This window comes from Aquirufa sp. A-Brett2-15D (genome assembly GCF_054558735.1).
Genome location: NZ_JBSKFT010000001.1, coordinates 879,292 through 896,555, shown reverse-complemented (window position 1 = coordinate 896,555; position 17,264 = coordinate 879,292). Strand labels below are relative to the sequence as shown.

Here is a 17,264-nt window from a genome sequence, read left to right as displayed (position 1 = left end):
CTGATTAAAAATTCTGTAAATTTACGAGCATTATGGTAGATAACAATTTTCAAGGCCCCGAACGTTACCTCGGTTTGCTGTCTAAGATCTTAATATTATTTGGATTCTTTCTATTAGGAGGATTTATAGGCCAATTTATTGGTCTATTATCAGTCGTATTAATTGTAGGATTCCCCACACAGGATGTGAATCAATTTCAAAAATCCGTTTTGGATTTTATGGCACATCCCCAAAACTACGAGGGAGCCTTTCGTGCCATGATGGCCATGCAGTGGTTTTCGGCTCTTTTCACTTTTGTGGCAAGTTCTTGGGCCTATTTGCGATGGTCTGAAAAACGCGATTTTAATTCTCTATCGGAAAATACAAAACCAGATTACCGGGTATTTCTTTGGTCTATCATCACTATTTTAGTGGGAATGCCGATGCTTGAATACCTGATTCAGTGGAATGAGTCCATTATCTTGCCGGCTGGATTCGAAGAGACCGAAAAATGGATGCGTGCGTCAGAAACACAATTAGCCGAATTAACTAAGTTTTTAATCAACTTTCAGAGTCCTACGGACTTTGCCATAGGTTTAGCCGTAATTGCTGGGTTGGCCGCTTTAGGGGAGGAGCTATTCTTTAGAGGAGTGCTACAAACTTTATTTGAACGCTATGTAGGGAATCACCACGTGGCGATTTGGGTCTCTGCGGGTATTTTTAGCTTTATTCATTTTCAATTTTTCGGATTCTTTCCGCGTTTGTTTTTAGGGGCCTTTTTCGGGTATTTATATGTGTGGAATCGCAATATTTGGATTCCGATAGTAGCGCATTTATTTAATAATGGCTGGACCTTAACCATGCATTATATGTACCAGCAGAAGCAAATCGCAGTTGATCCAGAGAAATTAGGAGAAATTACGCCTTGGTGGTCTGTGTTGATATCTGTAGCATTAGTGGTATTTTACATTCGTCGTCTGCATAGTATGCGATTAGAAAAATAGATTTATGGGTTTAAGAGAAATGTCTAATTTGCAACAACGCGTGATCGCAGCTATAGTGGCGGTGCCATTTTTGCTTTTCTGTGTACTTTTTAGTGATTATACTTTTTTGGCTTTTTTCTTATTGATTGGTGCAGCGGCACAACTCGAATTTTATAAGTTAGTCGGCAGTATTAGTGACAATTTACCCTTGACATTTTACGGTACTTTCTGCGGAGTTGTGCTGCATTTATTGACCTTTTTTATTGAAAAAGGGGAGATTGCTTATTCTAATTACTATATCCTTTCACCCTTATTAGCTTTAATCTTCTTTATTAAGTTGTATAATGCTAAAGATGAAAAGCCATTTAAAAATATCGCGTATACGTTCTTAGGGATCATATATGTGGCTTTACCTTTCGCTTTGTTTACCGTTTTAGCCTTTATAAAAAATGACACGTATGATCCCCAAATCGTTTTAGGATGTCTTTTTCTATTGTGGGCTAGTGACTCGGGTGCCTATTTTGCTGGAACGAAATTTGGTAAGACAAAACTATTCGAACGTGTGTCTCCTAAGAAATCTTGGGAGGGAAGTATCGGCGGTTTAATCGCCGCGATGATCGTGTCTTATGTTTTATCGATCTATTTTACGAATTACGAGGGCTGGCAGTGGTTTGGAATCGGAGTTATTATTGTGGTGGCTGGAACGTATGGTGATTTAGTGGAATCTTTATTTAAACGAAGTATAAATATCAAAGACTCTGCAGATACGATACCGGGTCATGGCGGATTTTTAGATCGATTTGATGGTTTACTCTTATCGGTTCCGTTTATCATCACTTTCTTGAAATTATTTCCCAAAATCTAAGTTTAACAGGTTTTAACCATTTTGGATTCATTTTTTGCTTAATTTCGGCTTTAAGATGAAACAGTACTTTACTCGATTTCTGGGAATCCTCGCTTTAAGCTTGTTTTCAATGACAGCCTTCTCTCAAGGTCAGAATAAAACGGTCTTATTCCAAGGGCGGGTGGTGGCATCGAGTAATGCGGAGTTCCTTCCTTTGGCTTACATATTTAATCCCCAGGCTGGTCGCGGTGCCTTAAGTGATAATTTCGGACAGGTAGATATGTATGTGTTTCCGGGAGATAGCCTAGTGATTTCGTATATCGGTTACAAGAAAAAATACTATATCGTCCCGCGTGATACCGAATTAGTACATCAAGTTATTATTCCGATGGATGAATTGACGACGATGCTTCGGGAAGTGAAAGTTTTCCCTCATTCTAGTGAGGAAGAGTTTAAACAGGCTTTCTTAGCTATGGAATTGAGGAATGCGAGAGAACGAGATAATGCGCGTGAAAATTTAGAGCAATCGAAATTGAATGTCTTTGCTTTGCAAGCGGGGATGGGAGCCTCATCGAATTTTCGAAATTTCTCTGACATGATGGTCTCATCACAGGCAAATAAAAACTTCTTTAGTAGTCCTATGTTAGCTTTGACGAATCCATTTGCTTGGATTAGCTTCATCAAGTCTGTGAAGAATGGAGATTTGAAGCGAAAAGATTATAAAAAGGCTTACGAATTGATGCCTAAAGAGAATCTTAATCGCCAAATGTTCCTACGTAATTTGAAATCCAATTAAGGCGATCATTCGGCCAGTAAATCCCTTTTCTTTTCGGTGCGAAAAATAGTCTCCATTGTTTTCTACCGTGCAGGCAGGATCGATTTCTATCTGTGTAATTCCTAGCTTTTCAAGTTGAGCAGCATTTGCCGCTTTTAAATCCACATGCCATTTATTGTTTACTCGTGTTTTATATTCGGCAGCAAATTGTGCGGCGACTTCGTCGCCGACCTCAAAATTAGCTAATCCAATGCAAGGTCCGATATAGGCCAAAATGTTAGCAGGATTCGAGCCTCGGTTTTCAATCATCCGTTTTGCTGTTTTTTCGACGATTCCAGCGACCGTTCCTTTCCAACCAGCATGAATGGCTGCACAAATACCTGCAACTGGATCAGCAAGTAAAATGGGAGTGCAATCAGCGATACTTACACCGGCAAAAACTCCGGCTTGAACGCTGACCATGGCATCGAAACCGGTTTGATATCCGGGACGACCAGTCACCCAAATTTTGTCCCCATGTACTTGATAAGAACGGGCTAGATCTGATGGAGAAATACCTACATCCTCGCAAAATAAGGCAAGGTTTTTTTCGATGATTTCAGGAGAATCATCTGTATGGATACCTAGATTTAAAGAAGTATAGGGAGTTTCACTTAAGCCGCCGTGGCGAGTGCTAACACCCGCCACGAGGCCTGGAATGGACTGAAAAATGGCTGGTCTAGTGACACGCTTAGGCGTCATAACTCAAACCATATTGTTTTAAAACTTCATCTGGTACGCCATCCCACTGGTTAGGCGTATTTCCTTTATAATCTAAATCGGCAATTCCGATTTTGGACGTATAAAATCCCGTTGCGGTTAAATTTCGCATCAAAGTGAAAAATGATTCCCCTTGAGATAAATGCTTAGGTGTTTTACCAGGGTAAGCAATTTCATCTACGATGTTTAGTCGCTGAGCAGGAGTTAATTCAGTGAAATTTTTCGAAAAACGCTTGTTCGATTCTACATCTAACCAACGCAATCCACCGCGCATCGGTGTTTTTAATTCTGGCTTATCTTTCACGATAAACTCAATGAATGCGGTAACTCCTGATTGGGACGCGCTTCCCGATTTTTTATCAGCTGGAATAATGATGTCAGACAAAACGGTGATGGTAGCTAATTCATGCGCGTTCAAGAACACCTCCGCCAGTAGGCGAGCTTCCATTTCTGCTTCTTCTTGCGTACGCCCGTTCGGTCTTTTGACCGGAACTTTTCCTAATTCTAAATTCTCAATCGCTTTTTCATCGGGATTGAAAACGGCTAAGCCCAGTGAACTTAAGCCCATATTTTTTAAATAGTCTCTTCTTTTCATCTTACAGGTTGCCTTTTTTGCGTTGATCAATAATAAATTCTGATGTTCTTAGGGATAGCGCAAGGATAGTCCAAGTCGCATTTTTATCCCCTTGAGAAACGAATGGCGCGGCATCCGCAACGAATAAGTTTTTCACATCGTGTGCCTGGCAATTAGAGTTCAGTACGGAGGTCTTTTTATCATTACCCATACGTGCTGTTCCCACTTCGTGGATGATACGACCTGGATCAGCTAAACCATAATTATTTTCAGCACCAGGTTTTTTACCCATGGCTTCACCACCCATCGAGTGAATAATTTCTTCGAAGGTGTCTTGCATGTGTTTCGCTTGCTTCACCTCGTAATCACTCCATTTATAATTAAAACGTAAAACAGGGATTCCGAATTTGTCCACTACGCTTGGATCGATTTCACAGTAATTGTCTTCGCGAGGAACCGGTTCTCCACGTCCTGCAAAGCTAACATAAGCGCCATAGAATCGGCGGTAATCTTCTTTCAAAGTAGCACCGTATCCACCAGCGGCCTTTTTAATACCATCTCTAGTGAAATTTTCGCGACCATTTAGGCCTTCGATACCCCAGCCAAAACCATAGTTTGGCATTCCCATACCTCCACCATATTCGATGTGGTATCCACGAGGGAAGTCTAATTTTGCGTTATCTAACCACCACGGAGTATAAACGTGCATACCGCCCACACCATCTTCATTATAGCGCTTGCGATCAAATAAGGATGGAATTATAGCGGAACGAGAGGCTCCGGTAGAGTCATTAATGTATTTTCCTACGACTCCGCTAGAATTAGCGATACCGTTCGGGAATCGAGAACTTTTTGAATTCAATAATAGACGTGCAGTTTCACCAGCAGAGGCAGCTAAAACGACGATTTTTCCTTTGACAGAATATTCCATCATCGTACCCGTATGTACATAAGAAACGCCAGTCGCTAAACCTGTGATGGGATCCGTCATTACTTCGCGCGCCATCGCAAATGGTAAAACAGTCGTATTTCCTGTGTTTACAGCCGGTTTAATTAAAACGGATGAGGACGAGAAATCCGCATAAGCAGAACAACCGCGGTTACATTGGCCGCAATAGAAACATTGCCCACGTTCATTGTTAATGGGCTTTGTTAACATCGACATACGCGATGGATACGTCGGGATGCCTAGGGCTTTGTTCGCCTTTTTGATCATTAATTCGTGTAGACGAGGCTTAGGAGGAGGTAAGAAATAGCCATCTGGGTTATTTCTAAGGCCTTCGTTTGTTCCAAAAACCCCAATCATTTTATCCACCTTATCATAGAAAGGCTTCATATCATCATATCCGATCGGCCAGTCATCGCCTAGGCCGTCGATACTTTTTCTTTTAAAATCATCTGGACCAAAACGAAGGGAAATACGTCCCCAGTGGTTCGTGCGTCCACCCACCATGCGGGAGCGAAACCAATCGAACTTTGTTCCTTCTTTACGTGTATAGGGTTCGCCTTCGATATCCCAGCCACCATAGGCAGCATCAAAATCACCAAAATTACGTAGCGAACTACTTGACCCTCTACGTAATGACTCATAGGGCCATTTCATTTGGGTCATATCTTTCGGATCTGCTGGGTCAAAAGGCTGTCCTGCCTCCAGAACGCACACCTTTGCTCCGGCTTTTGCTAACGTGTGAGCAGCCATACCGCCACCCGCACCGGAACCCACAATCACGACATCGAATACTTCTTGTTGGGATTTAATGTAAATAGAATTGTTAATCATTTTCTTAATCTGGTTTAGAGAAATCAAAAATAGAAAATTTGGTTTATTTTTGTCATTAATAGAACAGAAATATTTGGCACGGAAAGCAGAAAACGGAGAGGAGCCATTGAAAAAAGGGGAAACCCCTCTATCAAGGCAGTTTAATCAAATCAAGGCGAAATACCCTGGAGCAATTTTGTTGTTTCGGGTAGGGGATTTTTACGAGACTTTTGGCCAAGACGCGATAAAAGCCTCGAAAATTCTGGGCATTGTTTTGACACGTCGAAATAATGGGAATGCCGATGCCGAATTAGCTGGTTTCCCACACCATTCTTTAGATACCTATTTGCCTAAATTAGTCCGCGCAGGTGAACGCGTTGCGATTTGTGATCAATTAGAGGACCCTGCGACGGTAAAGGGAATTGTGAAGCGCGGGGTGACGGAATTAGTGACTCCTGGCGTGTCCTTTAATGACCAAGTTTTAGATAATAAGCGCAATAATTATGTGGCGGCGATCTCAATAGAGGAAAAATCGGCGACCTATGGAATTGCCCTGTTGGATATTTCCACGGGGGAATTTATGTGCTCTCAGGGACCTTTGGCCTATATTCAGAAATTAGTCCAAAGCTTTCTGCCAGCCGAAATTCTGTATCCTAAAAAACACAGAAATGCGTTTATCGACGCGTTCGGGGAGCAATTCCATAGCTTTACTATGGAAGAGTGGATTTTTACCCACGAATTCACTTATCCGCTGTTAACGCAACATTTTAAGACTCAAAACCTGAAGGGTTTCGGGATTGAAAATAGTCCTCTCGGCATCATTTCTGCCGGTGTCATTTTACATTATTTAGCCGAAACGGAGCACCGCGCCATCGGTCATATTTCTTCTATTCAACGGATTGAAGAAGATAAATATGTTTGGTTAGATCGATTTACGATTCGGAATCTCGAGTTGATTCATCCCACACAAGACGGTGGCGTTCCATTGATTGCATTGATTGATCAAACTTTAACAGCGATGGGTGGGCGCTTACTTCGTAAATGGCTTGTACTGCCTTTAAAGGATTTGCAAACCATCGTTCAACGCCAGGAAGGGGTGGCAGGCTTACTCGATTCTGATGCCTTATTGGATCAGGTTTCTAACTTATTGAAACCTATAGGCGATGTGGAGCGGATGATTTCCAAAGTCGCCGCCGGTCGCATTAATCCACGTGAATTAAATGCGTTGAAGAATGCCCTGCAGCAAATTCCGGAGATCAAATCTCTTCTAGCTTCCTCGAAATACGCTAGTCTTTCTGGTCTTGCTAGCAGTCTTGATTCCTGCGATGAATTAGTACATAAAATTGATACGGCCTTGCGTGAAGATTCACCTGTGTTAATGCACCAAGGAGGTATGATTAAATCCGGATTTTTAGCCGAATTAGATGAATTGCATGGACTTTCGAGTTCAGGCAAAGGCTATTTATCGGATCTCCAAAAACGCGAAATTGAGCGTACTGGAATCACTTCATTGAAGGTATCTTATAATCGAGTTTTTGGCTATTATTTAGAGGTGACTAATTCGCATAAAGATCGGGTTCCGCCGGAATGGATACGTAAGCAAACCCTAGTCAATGCGGAACGTTATATTACCGAAGAGTTAAAGGTTTACGAAGAAAAAATTCTGAGTGCGGAGGATAAAATCTCGGTTATTGAGTTTGGTATTTTCCAGGATTTGGTTCAAACGGCTTTAGTCTATTTAACCCAAATTCAACGAAATGCCCTCGGAATTGCAACGCTAGACGTGCTTCTTTCTTTCGCCACTGTGGCAAAGAAAAACAAGTATGTTCGACCTGCTTTAAATGAAACGGAGGTAATTGATATCAAAGGTGGACGCCATCCGGTGATCGAAAAACAATTGCCAGCAGGTGAAAATTATGTGCCTAATGATGTTTATTTAGATGATCAAACGCAGCAAATCATGATGATTACGGGTCCGAATATGGCTGGTAAATCAGCTTTGTTACGCCAAACCGCTCTGATTGTTTTGCTCGCTCAGATGGGCTCATACGTGCCTGCTGATTCCGCAAATTTAGGTTTAGTGGACAAAGTTTTCACGCGGGTAGGTGCCTCGGATAACCTCTCTAAGGGGGAGTCAACCTTTATGGTGGAAATGACCGAAACGGCGGCGATTTTGAATAATTTATCGTCTCGATCTTTGGTTTTACTGGACGAAATCGGTCGCGGAACCTCGACTTACGATGGCGTTTCTATGGCTTGGGCGATTGCAGAACACCTGCATAATCATCCTTCGTATAAGGCCAAAACCTTATTTGCCACCCACTACCACGAATTAAATGAATTAACTCAGGACTTTCCACGCATCCAAAACTTCCACGTCTCCGTTAAAGAAGTGGGAAATAAAATCATCTTCCTACGTAAATTATTACCTGGCGGAAGTGCCCATAGTTTTGGTATTCACGTTGCACAATTAGCCGGAATGCCTACCTCCTTAGTATTGCGCGCTCATGAGATTCTTCAAAACCTCGAGAAAGATCACGTGTTGGAAGAGAATATTGATAAGCTTAAAGACATGCCTAAGGCAAATTACCAAATGAGTCTTTTTGGCGCTGAAATCCCAGAAGGATTAAAGAAAATTGAGGAGCAATTAGGCGAATTAGATGTGAATTCTTTGTCGCCGATTGAGGCGTTGTTGAAGCTGAATGAGCTAAAAAGACTTCTTTAAAGCATAGAGCACAAAGCATAAAGAATAAAGTTGGTTGCCCCTGCGGGGCAGGCTTTGTGAAATGTTTTTTCTACAATATATCTATTCTTTATGCTCTATGCTTTATTCTTTAGATGTTAGAAATTAAAAAAGAGCCTAAGCTCTTTTTTAATTTCTAACATCAAGCCCCCAATTCAACTTACTCCTCAGCGTCTGAAGAAAATCATCCCCCGGAATCTTAATAAGTTTTGCCGAAAATGGCGCTTTTTGAACGGTGATTTTATGGTGACTGTCGACCACTTTTGAGCGCGAATCCAGCGAAATAAGGAAGTTTTTACTTCTTGAACTTACTTCAAACGTTAATATAGCTGAGCTGGAAACTAGGAGTGGGCGCACATTTAAATTATGTGGGCTCATGGGAGCAATAATAAATATATCTGAACTTGGAATAACTAATGGGCCGCCTACTGAAAGGGAATAACCAGTAGATCCAGTGGCTGTCGAAACGATTAAGCCATCTGCCCAGTAGGAGTTTAAATAATTCCCATCCACGTAAGCCTTAATGGTAATCATGGATGACGTGTCGGTCTTCATTAATCCGACTTCATTTAAGCCAAAGCCTTTTCCATCGAAAAAATCAATCGTTGATTCGACTGAGACGAGACTTCTATTTTCTATGCGGTAATTCCCTTGCAAAACGGTGTCTAAAGCGGTACTGATTTCTGGGGGTGATAAAGTCGCTAAAAAGCCCAATCGCCCGGTATTAATACCTAGAATGGGAATTTCTTTAGGCCCTATTTGTGTTAATGTTTCTAAGAGTGTACCGTCGCCACCAATACTCCAGGCCATATCCACTTTTTCGAGTCCTTTTTCGGCCGAATAGCTCGGGACATCAGCTACAGAGAACCCGTGTTCCAGTAGGTGGTTTTTGAAAAAATCGGAGAGGATGGGTTGGCAATTTTTGGCACAAATATCAGCCCACATTTTCTCCATTAAGGGCTTAGTTTCTGCCGTAAATGATTTCCCGTGAATAGCTAATTGTACACTCATTATAGGTCGATAAAGCGCATTAAATGATCAAAACGATCTTGATCTACTTCTAATTGTTCGCCAAAAACAAAGGCTTTCTCAATGAAAATACCATGCCTTTCTAAATTAGCGATGATCTTGCCAAAGGTTTCCGTTTGGACCTGAATAAGCACATTAGGTTCTTGGAAAAAGGTGCGAACAACGAAGCCATTTTCTTCTTCAATGATTCGAATGATCGTACTTAAATTATCGCGTGACGCTTGAAAAGGTATGCGGATTATTCCGCCATTTTTATTTTCTAATCCAGAATTCAATAGGAGATTTCCTACGGCGGATTTGGTCAAATAACCTCTAAAAACCTGGTCTGAATTTGTAATGGCGATGATATCTACTGCTATATCATCAAACCAAGGCAAGCTAGCTAAGACATCTTCCTCTTCTTCCATTCGGAAATCAGAAAAGTGCTCTTTTAAATCCGATATGGTTTGTTCTGGGGATATGGCTTGGCTTAAAACCTCCTCTGAAACAAGGCCGATAAAGTGCTTATTCTCCACCACCGCTAATGCAAAAACCTCCTGGTTGCGAAGTGTTTTCAGGGCTTTTGCCACTGAATCATGCATTCGCAACACCGGTAAATCATAGTTTAGGTGTGATAGAATTAACATATTAAATCGGGTTATGGTTTAACCACTCTGTTACTATTTCGTTGAATTCAACGGGCCTTTCCATCATAGGAGCATGGCAGCATTTATCAATGAATCGCAGGGTTGAACCAGAGATTAATTGATTGAATTCGTGTCCCACTTCTGGCGGGGTAATGGTATCATTCAAGCCCCAAATCAATAGGGTAGGAGCCTTGATGTTTATTATATCTTTGGCCATATTATTACGCTGAGCCGATTTTGCAATTGCAATAATACGCATGACCTTCGGGATACTATTCGTGATTTCGAATACTTCATCCACTAATTCTTTACTCGCCGTTTTCGGGTCATAAAACGTGTATTCTACCCTTTCTTTAATGTATTCGTAATTTCCTCGTTTCGGATAGGAGCCGCCCATCGAATTTTCAAACAAGCCCGAAGAACCCGTTAAAATCAATCGTTGAATCTTTTCTGGATGACGCAAGGTATAAATCAAGGCAACGTGACCGCCTAAAGAATTTCCAATGACAGTGAAATTATCTAATGCCTTATAATCTACGAAGCCTTCGATAAACTCTGTTAAACCTTCGCATCCTGCCTCTTTAATAGGCATTTCGTGAATAGGCATCAAAGGTATAATGACTCTATAATGCTGCTTAAAGTGATTAATCACTCCCTCCCAGTTGTTCAATGCGCCAAATAAACCGTGAAGTAATAAAAGGGTTTCCCCTTGACCTTCATCGATGTATTGGTAATCTCCTTCTGCCTTAATTAGGTACTCCATTCAGCAATTTTGTATTTATAAACTGCAATTTAATAAAAAGAATGTTAAACAATTTTAATTTTGCAGTGTTTATAAAAATATAATTTATCTATGAAACCTATCCTGATAGTTGGCGGTGGAATTGCCGGTTTACAAGCGGCTAATATTTTACACCAAAGCGGTAGGGACTTCATTTTGTTCGAAAAAGGGGGAACTCTAGGCGGCCGTGTTTCATCTATACTAAAAGATGGATTTATTTTAGACCGGGGCTTTCAAGTCTTGCAGACATCTTACTCGGAGGTTCAGCGTTCTTTAGACCTAAGCGCACTTGAACTGCAATTTTTTGAATCAGGGGCGATGCTAAAGAATCAGGTTTTCTATAATCCCTTACGTCGTCCTTTTGACTTATTCTCTTCGGATATTCTGAGTTTTAAGGATATTATTTCCCTCGCCAAAATTTGGTTTAAGCTTCAAGGAAATGTTCCAGCCTTAGATGGCAAAAAACAAAGTACGGAAGAGTTGATCAAATCTTATTCATTCTCTCATCGCTTCGCAACCGAATTTTTAATCCCTTTTTTCCAAGGCGTTTTCTTGCAAGAAAAATTAACGCAACCTGCGTCCCTTTTCTTCTATTATTTGCGCCAGTTTCTGTACGGAAATACCGCTATTCCAGCGAAAGGAATGCAAGCAATTCCGGATCAATTAGCTTCGAATTTGCCTTCTGAAAAGCTACGAATAAATGAAGAAATTGCGGAAGTAGATGCCTGTAGTATTACGTTGAATTCAGGGAAGAAAATCGAGGGAGAGGCGGTGATTTTAGCTGTGGATTTACCGGTGGCAGCGAAACTTTTAGGGCTGGAGTCCCCAGCCACTTTAGCCTCTAAGACTTTTTATTTTTCGGCAGATAAAACGGCTTCCCAGCCCCCTTTGCTACGCCTAATCAGTGATGAAAATCTACTCCATTTCACTTGCTTGACCGATGTTAATCCGGGACTAGCTCCTAAAGGTAAAGCCTTGTATTCTGCTACGAGTTTGCGAAATAGTAACAAACAAGAGGTAATGGTAGCACTCGAAAAGCAGCTATCTGGCATAAAATTACACTTTCTAGAAGAATTTGATTTACCCCATTCTTTGCAAGCGGTGGATGCATATGATTCTATTAAAAAGGCAGCCCAAGGCATCATTTTAGCCGGGGATTATGTCCAGTTTCCATCCTTACAGGGAGCTCTGGCTTCGGGAAGGGAAGCGGCTGAAGAAATTTTGGCGAGAACCTGATTTTCATCAGTGAAATGTAGGTGCGTTTTCGTACCTTTACAAGGTTAATCAAATTCCACATGAGAAAAATTGTTTTCATTATCACCGTATTACTCATAGCTGCTTGTTCTAGCTCGAATAAAGAGTATCAGAAAGCTGCGGCTAGCCCTGAATTTTTAATTCGTGCTGAGGTTATGCTTACGGAAAGTATCATTCATGATATTTTCGCTCCACCTGTGTCCGCTCGAATTTATATGTACGCAAGTATTGCAGGCTATGAAGCAGCGATTCACGGGGAAAAGGGATATAAATCATTAGTAGGCCAAATCAATGGTTTTCAAAATGTAGCTCAGCCGGAGAAAGGGCAAGAATATTGCTTTCCTTTAGCTTCGACGCGTGCCTTCTTAACGGTGGGAAAGAAATTAACTTTTGCGCAAGAATTGTATGATGAATTTGATAAAAAATTAGAAGAGGATTATCGTGCAACTGGTATTCCTTCTGATGTATATGATCGCTCGATTGCCTTAGGTGATTCAATTGCAGAATCGGTGATGAGGTATGCAGCTAAAGATAATTACAAACAAACGCGTGGTTTCCGTTTCACGGTTACGAATGATCCGGGAACTTGGACGCCTACTCCACCGGCCTATATGGATGCGGTGGAGCCTTATTGGACTAAAATTCGCCCGGTTGGACTTGATTCCTCTGCGCAATTTCAGGCTCCTATTCCGGCTAAATTTGATTTGACGCCTGGAACTCCCTATTACAAAGAAGTGATGGAATCCTATAATACGGTAAAGAATTTGACGGAGGAGCAACGTGATATTGCCAATTTCTGGGATTGTAATCCTTTCAAAATGAACATTACGGGACATGCCATGTTTGCGACGAAGAAAATGTCGCCAGGTGGTCACTGGTTAGGTATTGTGGGTCAAGTTTCACGTCAATTAAAGAAGTCTCATGTGCAGGTAGCGGAAGCTTTTGCGATGACATCGATGTCTATTTTTGATGGATTTATTTCGTGTTGGGATGAGAAATACCGTTCGGTGAGAATTCGTCCAGAGACAGTGATTAACAATAGTATCGATAAGAAATGGATACCGATTTTACAGACGCCTCCATTCCCAGAATATACCTCTGGACATAGTACTATTTCTAGTGCGGCTGCTACGGTTTTGACTAAATTATACGGTGACAATGTGTCTTTCAGTGACTCAACAGAAATTCCGTATGGCTTACCACCGCGTAAATTTACTTCCTTTAAACAAGCTGCTGATGAAGCCTCTGTTAGTCGTTTATATGGCGGAATTCACTTCCGTCCAGCTTTAGATCAGGGGTTAATTCAGGGGGCGAAAGTTTCGAACTTATTGCTCGCGAAAATCAAAACGCATTAATGAAAAACGACATTACTTCGAAGGCCGACATTAAAACATTTGTGGATGCGTTTTATGCTAAAATGCCCTCGGATGATTTAGTGGGAAAGGTTTTCATGGAAGTAATGCAGGTGGATTTCTCGAAGCACCTTCCTAAAATGTATGATTTTTGGGAGATGTTATTGTTTCAGGGAACAGCCTATCAAGGCGCTCCCATGCGTCCTCATATTCAGATTAATCAAATGCATCCAATAACGCCGGCCCACTTCGAACGCTGGCTCTCCATGTTCAGAGAAACGCTACGAGATTTATTCGAGGGACCTAAGACGGAAGAGGCGATCGTGAAGGCGGAGAATATTGCAGCCACCTGGGCGTATAAATTAGATTATTTAACGAATCACCCCGCTTAACATGATTGTATCAACCCCGGGACGTATTTGTCTTTTTGGTGAGCACCAAGATTATTTAGGTTTGCCTGTTATTGCGGCGGCCATTTCGAAGCGAATCCAAATCAAGGGTGATTTCAGACCTGATAAAACTGTGCATTTTTCCTTGCCTGATGTGGGTACTGAGGAGTCATTTGAATTAGTTTATCCTTTGGTCTATACAAAAGAACGCGACTATTTTAAAAGTGTCTTAAATGTCTTGTATCGCAAAGGACATCGTTTGGATAAGGGATTAGATTTAACCGTAACAGGAAACATTCCCATTAATTCAGGCACGTCCAGTTCCTCTGCTTTACTCGTTTCTTGGGTAAGCTTATTGAATGAATTATATGAATTAGGCTATTCCCCTAAACAAATTGGCGAAATCACTTATGAAGCCGAGGTGCTCGAGTTTTCAGAGCCCGGTGGAATGATGGACCAATATTCGACGGCAGTGGGAAATGTAATTTATTTAGCGAGTGAGCCTGAAATACATATTGAAACGTATGCAAGAGAATTAGGAACCTTTGTTCTAGGGGATTCTGGCGAGCCTAAAGATACCTTAGGCATTTTGAGTCACGTGAAGTTTGGGATGTTAGGAGGGATGAAGAAAATACAGGCAAAATACCCCAATTTTAATTTAGCCACCGAAAATGATTCGGCTAAATACCGAGAATTATTAACTGAAGACGAATGGGTGCTTTTGCAGGCGAATATTAGTGATCGCGATTTGCTTTTAGAGGCGAAGGCGATGTTCGAGGGAAAAATACCTTGGTCAGATGAGAAATTAGGTTCTTTATTAAACGAACATCAAGTAAATTTGCGGGAACACAAGCGAATCTCCACGCCTAAAATCAACAGAATGATTCAGGCAGCATTGGATGCAGGAGCTTTAGGAGGTAAAATAAATGGTTCAGGTGGCGGCGGATGTATGTTCGCGTATGCCCCGAATGATCCAGAAAAAGTGGTCAAAGCCATCGAGAGCGAGGGTGGAAAAGCCTACATCATAACAGTAGATAAAGGAACAACGAAAATTGTATGAAGAAGAGATTATTGATTTTAGCGGGTGGTATGGCCTCTCGCATGAAGAAAGCCTTAGCAGAAGAGAACAGTGATTTAGACCCTAAATTAGTAGCGCAAGCAAATGCGGTGACTAAAGGGATGATCCAAGTGGGTAAAAACGGAAAGACTTTAATTGACTATCAATTATATAATGCCCATTTAGCCGGAATTGAAGAGGTGATGTTGCTTTTGCATCCGACGGATAACGTTTCACAAGAGTATTGTGAGTCTTTATTGGCAAAAGATGCTACTTGGGGGATGGAAATTGTTTTTGCCCGTCAACAAATACCAGCAGATCGCGAGAAGCCAGCCGGAACGGCAGATGCGGTGTACCAAGCTTTATCACAACATACAGCCTGGCAAACAGGTCGCGTGATCGTGTGTAATTCGGATAATTTATATTCGGTGAACGCGCTTAAGACACTGTTAGCATCTGAAGTTCCACAAGCATTAATTTCCTATCACAGAGACAGTTTATTGTATCCAGAAGAGCGTATTTCGGCTTTTGCCTTGATTCGCACGGATGCAGAAGGGTATTTATTAGAGATTATTGAAAAGCCTACGAAGGAGCAAGCCGATGAATTAATGGCGAAGCAAGGTCGTTTAGGGGTGAGTATGAACGTTTTTGTGTTTGAAGCAAGTACCTTTTTGCCTTATTTAGCAAAAACACCTTTCCATGTAGTTCGTAACGAAAAGGAATTGCCTACGTCGGTGGTGATGTTTGGTGAAGGGGAGGGTAAAGGATTTTTTGCGATTCCTTTAGCGGAGAATGTGCCTGATTTAACCTCTAAAGAGGATATTCTAGTGATGCAGAAATATTTAGAAGAAACGTATGGCGATTTTTAACAGCTAAATGGTAAATTGTGAATATTAACCTATTCATACTATGACCTTATTAATCGTAATTGCAAGCCTTGGCCTTTTAGTACTCTTAATCACGTACTGGAAGGTCAATTCTTTTATATCCTTTTTGCTTGTGAGCCTTTTTGCGGGTGTTTGTCTGGGTTTACCCTTGCCTGATATCGCGAAATCTATCCAAAAAGGATTAGGCGACACCCTCGGTTCTCTAGTCGTCATTCTCGTTTTAGGGGCAATGCTCGGTAAGCTAGTGGCCAGTTCTGGGGCTGCTAAACAGATTTCGGGAACTTTGATTGATCTTTTTGGGCTAAAAAACATTACTTGGGGGTTGATGTTGACGGGTTTTGTGATTGGAATTCCCCTATTTTATAATGTGGGATTTGTGTTGATGATTCCGTTGATTTTCTCCTTAGTTCAGCAATATAAAATTCCTCCATTGATGGCAGGGGTTCCTATGATGGCCTCTTTGTCTGTGGCGCACGGATTTTTACCTCCTCATCCATCTCCAGCAGCTTTAGTGGCGCAGTTTCATGCGAATATGGGTGAAACGCTGATGCTGGGTATACTAGTAGCCATTCCGGCGATTATTGTGGCAGGTCCTATTTTTGCCAAAACTTTGGCCCATCTACCCGTCAAACCATTAAAAGCCTTCGCTTCAGCCGAAATAGATGAATCGAATCTGCCTAGTAAAACAGCCAGCTTCATCGCGGCGCTATTTCCTGTATTCCTATTAGTAGGAACGACCATCGCCGAAGTCCAAATGCCTAATTCGCCCTTAGTAAAATTAATCGCGGATCCCGCCATGGTGATGTTAGTAGCTATTATCGTGGCCACTTTTGTTTTAGGTATCAGAATGGGCAAGAAAATAGAGGATGTGATGAACGTTTATGGGGAAGCGGTGAAAGATGTGGCGATGATTTTATTGATTATAGCAGGGGCCGGAACTTTAAAGGAGATACTGTTAGTTTCAGGAGTTAGCAACGAGATTGCTACTTATTTAGGAGGATTACCTATTCATCCACTTGTTTTAGGCTGGATGATGGCGGCGATTATTCGCGTTTGCCTAGGTTCTGCTACGATTGCAGGTTTGACAGCGGCGGGAATGATTTATCCACTGGTTGCATCGGGATCAGTTAACGCGAACTTAATGGTATTGAGCATCGGAGCCGGTAGTTTAATGTTCTCTCATGTGAATGATACGGGTTTTTGGCTATTTAAAGAATATTTCAATTTGACCGTAAAAGAAACGCTGAGATCTTGGTCACTCATGGAAACAATTGTGTCTATCACCGGATTAATCGGTGTAATGATTTTGAATCAAATCTTGTAATTGTGCTAGTGTATTAAAAAAGTACAAAAATTATTTAAAATTTTGATTAGGTAATATATTTTTAAAGAGGTGCTGTCATGAGATATCACCTCTTTTTTTATGCTAATTAATTAGGTGTTATATTAGAAAATTCCTAATTTGTCCTCATT

General features: G+C 41.4%; 16 protein-coding genes. 10 read left to right on the top strand and 6 right to left on the bottom strand.

The genetic code is table 11. The features are described from left to right. Window positions 1–32 precede the first annotated feature (32 nt). The 3 genes from ACST14_RS04015 to ACST14_RS04005 are packed head-to-tail and all read left to right on the top strand — an operon-like array spanning window position 33 to window position 2,602. Entirely contained in the window at window positions 33–983 is a 951-nt protein-coding gene (locus ACST14_RS04015; protein ID WP_459460800.1) for a CPBP family intramembrane glutamic endopeptidase, read from the top strand. A gap of 4 nt (window positions 984–987) precedes the next feature. Then, the gene (locus ACST14_RS04010) at window positions 988–1,827 is read left to right on the top strand and encodes a phosphatidate cytidylyltransferase (RefSeq protein ID WP_459460798.1); all 840 of its coding nucleotides are present in this window, start codon (window positions 988–990) and stop codon (window positions 1,825–1,827) included. 55 nt (window positions 1,828–1,882) lie between these two features. Beyond that, window positions 1,883–2,602 (top strand): peptidase associated/transthyretin-like domain-containing protein, encoded by a 720-nt coding sequence (locus tag ACST14_RS04005; RefSeq protein ID WP_459460796.1) that lies wholly within the window; start codon window positions 1,883–1,885, stop codon window positions 2,600–2,602. Here the strand turns inward: ACST14_RS04005 and pgeF are convergent. From pgeF to ACST14_RS03990, 3 genes are read right to left on the bottom strand one after another with little or no spacing between them, the layout of a single operon-like run. Then, window positions 2,579–3,322 carry a peptidoglycan editing factor PgeF gene (gene pgeF / locus ACST14_RS04000; RefSeq protein WP_459460793.1) on the bottom strand — a complete coding sequence of 248 codons (744 nt, stop codon included), beginning with the start codon at window positions 3,320–3,322 and terminating at the stop codon, window positions 2,579–2,581. The two genes, ACST14_RS04005 and pgeF, sit on opposite strands and share 24 nt — an antisense overlap. Beyond that, the gene (locus ACST14_RS03995; RefSeq protein ID WP_459460791.1) at window positions 3,312–3,935 is read right to left on the bottom strand and encodes a gluconate 2-dehydrogenase subunit 3 family protein; all 624 of its coding nucleotides are present in this window, start codon (window positions 3,933–3,935) and stop codon (window positions 3,312–3,314) included. The genes pgeF and ACST14_RS03995 overlap by 11 nt, the downstream gene beginning before the upstream one ends. A 1-nt stretch (window position 3,936) precedes the next feature. Then, window positions 3,937–5,694: a GMC family oxidoreductase gene (locus tag ACST14_RS03990; RefSeq protein ID WP_459460789.1), complete on the bottom strand. Its 1,758-nt coding sequence runs from the start codon at window positions 5,692–5,694 to the stop codon at window positions 3,937–3,939. A 58-nt stretch (window positions 5,695–5,752) separates the two neighbouring features. Between ACST14_RS03990 and mutS the strand changes: the two genes are divergently transcribed. Further along, a complete protein-coding gene (mutS, locus tag ACST14_RS03985; protein WP_459461254.1) occupies window positions 5,753–8,398 on the top strand; it encodes a DNA mismatch repair protein MutS in 2,646 nt (881 codons plus the stop codon). A 147-nt stretch (window positions 8,399–8,545) separates the two neighbouring features. Here mutS and ACST14_RS03980 read toward each other — a convergent pair whose 3' ends face one another. From ACST14_RS03980 to ACST14_RS03970, 3 genes are read right to left on the bottom strand one after another with little or no spacing between them, the layout of a single operon-like run. After that, window positions 8,546–9,427: an NAD kinase gene (locus ACST14_RS03980; protein ID WP_459460787.1), complete on the bottom strand. Its 882-nt coding sequence runs from the start codon at window positions 9,425–9,427 to the stop codon at window positions 8,546–8,548. Next, a complete protein-coding gene (locus tag ACST14_RS03975) occupies window positions 9,427–10,071 on the bottom strand; it encodes a CBS domain-containing protein (RefSeq protein WP_459460785.1) in 645 nt (214 codons plus the stop codon). The genes ACST14_RS03980 and ACST14_RS03975 overlap by 1 nt, the downstream gene beginning before the upstream one ends. Window position 10,072: 1 nt before the next feature. Beyond that, complete coding sequence (locus tag ACST14_RS03970; protein ID WP_459460783.1) at window positions 10,073–10,834, bottom strand: alpha/beta fold hydrolase; 762 nt, start codon at window positions 10,832–10,834, stop codon at window positions 10,073–10,075. Between the two features lie 90 nt (window positions 10,835–10,924). Between ACST14_RS03970 and ACST14_RS03965 the strand changes: the two genes are divergently transcribed. Genes ACST14_RS03965 through ACST14_RS03940 form a run of 6 tightly spaced genes read left to right on the top strand, consistent with a single transcriptional unit; the run spans window position 10,925 to window position 17,115 of the window. Then, window positions 10,925–12,088 (top strand): NAD(P)/FAD-dependent oxidoreductase, encoded by a 1,164-nt coding sequence (locus ACST14_RS03965; protein ID WP_459460781.1) that lies wholly within the window; start codon window positions 10,925–10,927, stop codon window positions 12,086–12,088. Window positions 12,089–12,147: 59 nt separating this feature from the next. After that, entirely contained in the window at window positions 12,148–13,461 is a 1,314-nt protein-coding gene (locus tag ACST14_RS03960; RefSeq protein ID WP_459460779.1) for a vanadium-dependent haloperoxidase, read from the top strand. Beyond that, complete coding sequence (locus tag ACST14_RS03955; RefSeq protein WP_459460777.1) at window positions 13,461–13,850, top strand: group III truncated hemoglobin; 390 nt, start codon at window positions 13,461–13,463, stop codon at window positions 13,848–13,850. Before ACST14_RS03960 ends, ACST14_RS03955 begins: the two co-directional genes overlap by 1 nt. A 1-nt stretch (window position 13,851) precedes the next feature. Beyond that, entirely contained in the window at window positions 13,852–14,907 is a 1,056-nt protein-coding gene (locus ACST14_RS03950) for a GHMP family kinase ATP-binding protein (protein ID WP_459460775.1), read from the top strand. Then, complete coding sequence (locus ACST14_RS03945; protein ID WP_459460773.1) at window positions 14,904–15,773, top strand: sugar phosphate nucleotidyltransferase; 870 nt, start codon at window positions 14,904–14,906, stop codon at window positions 15,771–15,773. The genes ACST14_RS03950 and ACST14_RS03945 overlap by 4 nt, the downstream gene beginning before the upstream one ends. Window positions 15,774–15,813: 40 nt before the next feature. Continuing rightward, the gene (locus ACST14_RS03940) at window positions 15,814–17,115 is read left to right on the top strand and encodes a gluconate:H+ symporter (protein ID WP_459460771.1); all 1,302 of its coding nucleotides are present in this window, start codon (window positions 15,814–15,816) and stop codon (window positions 17,113–17,115) included. Window positions 17,116–17,264: the final 149 nt, after the last annotated feature.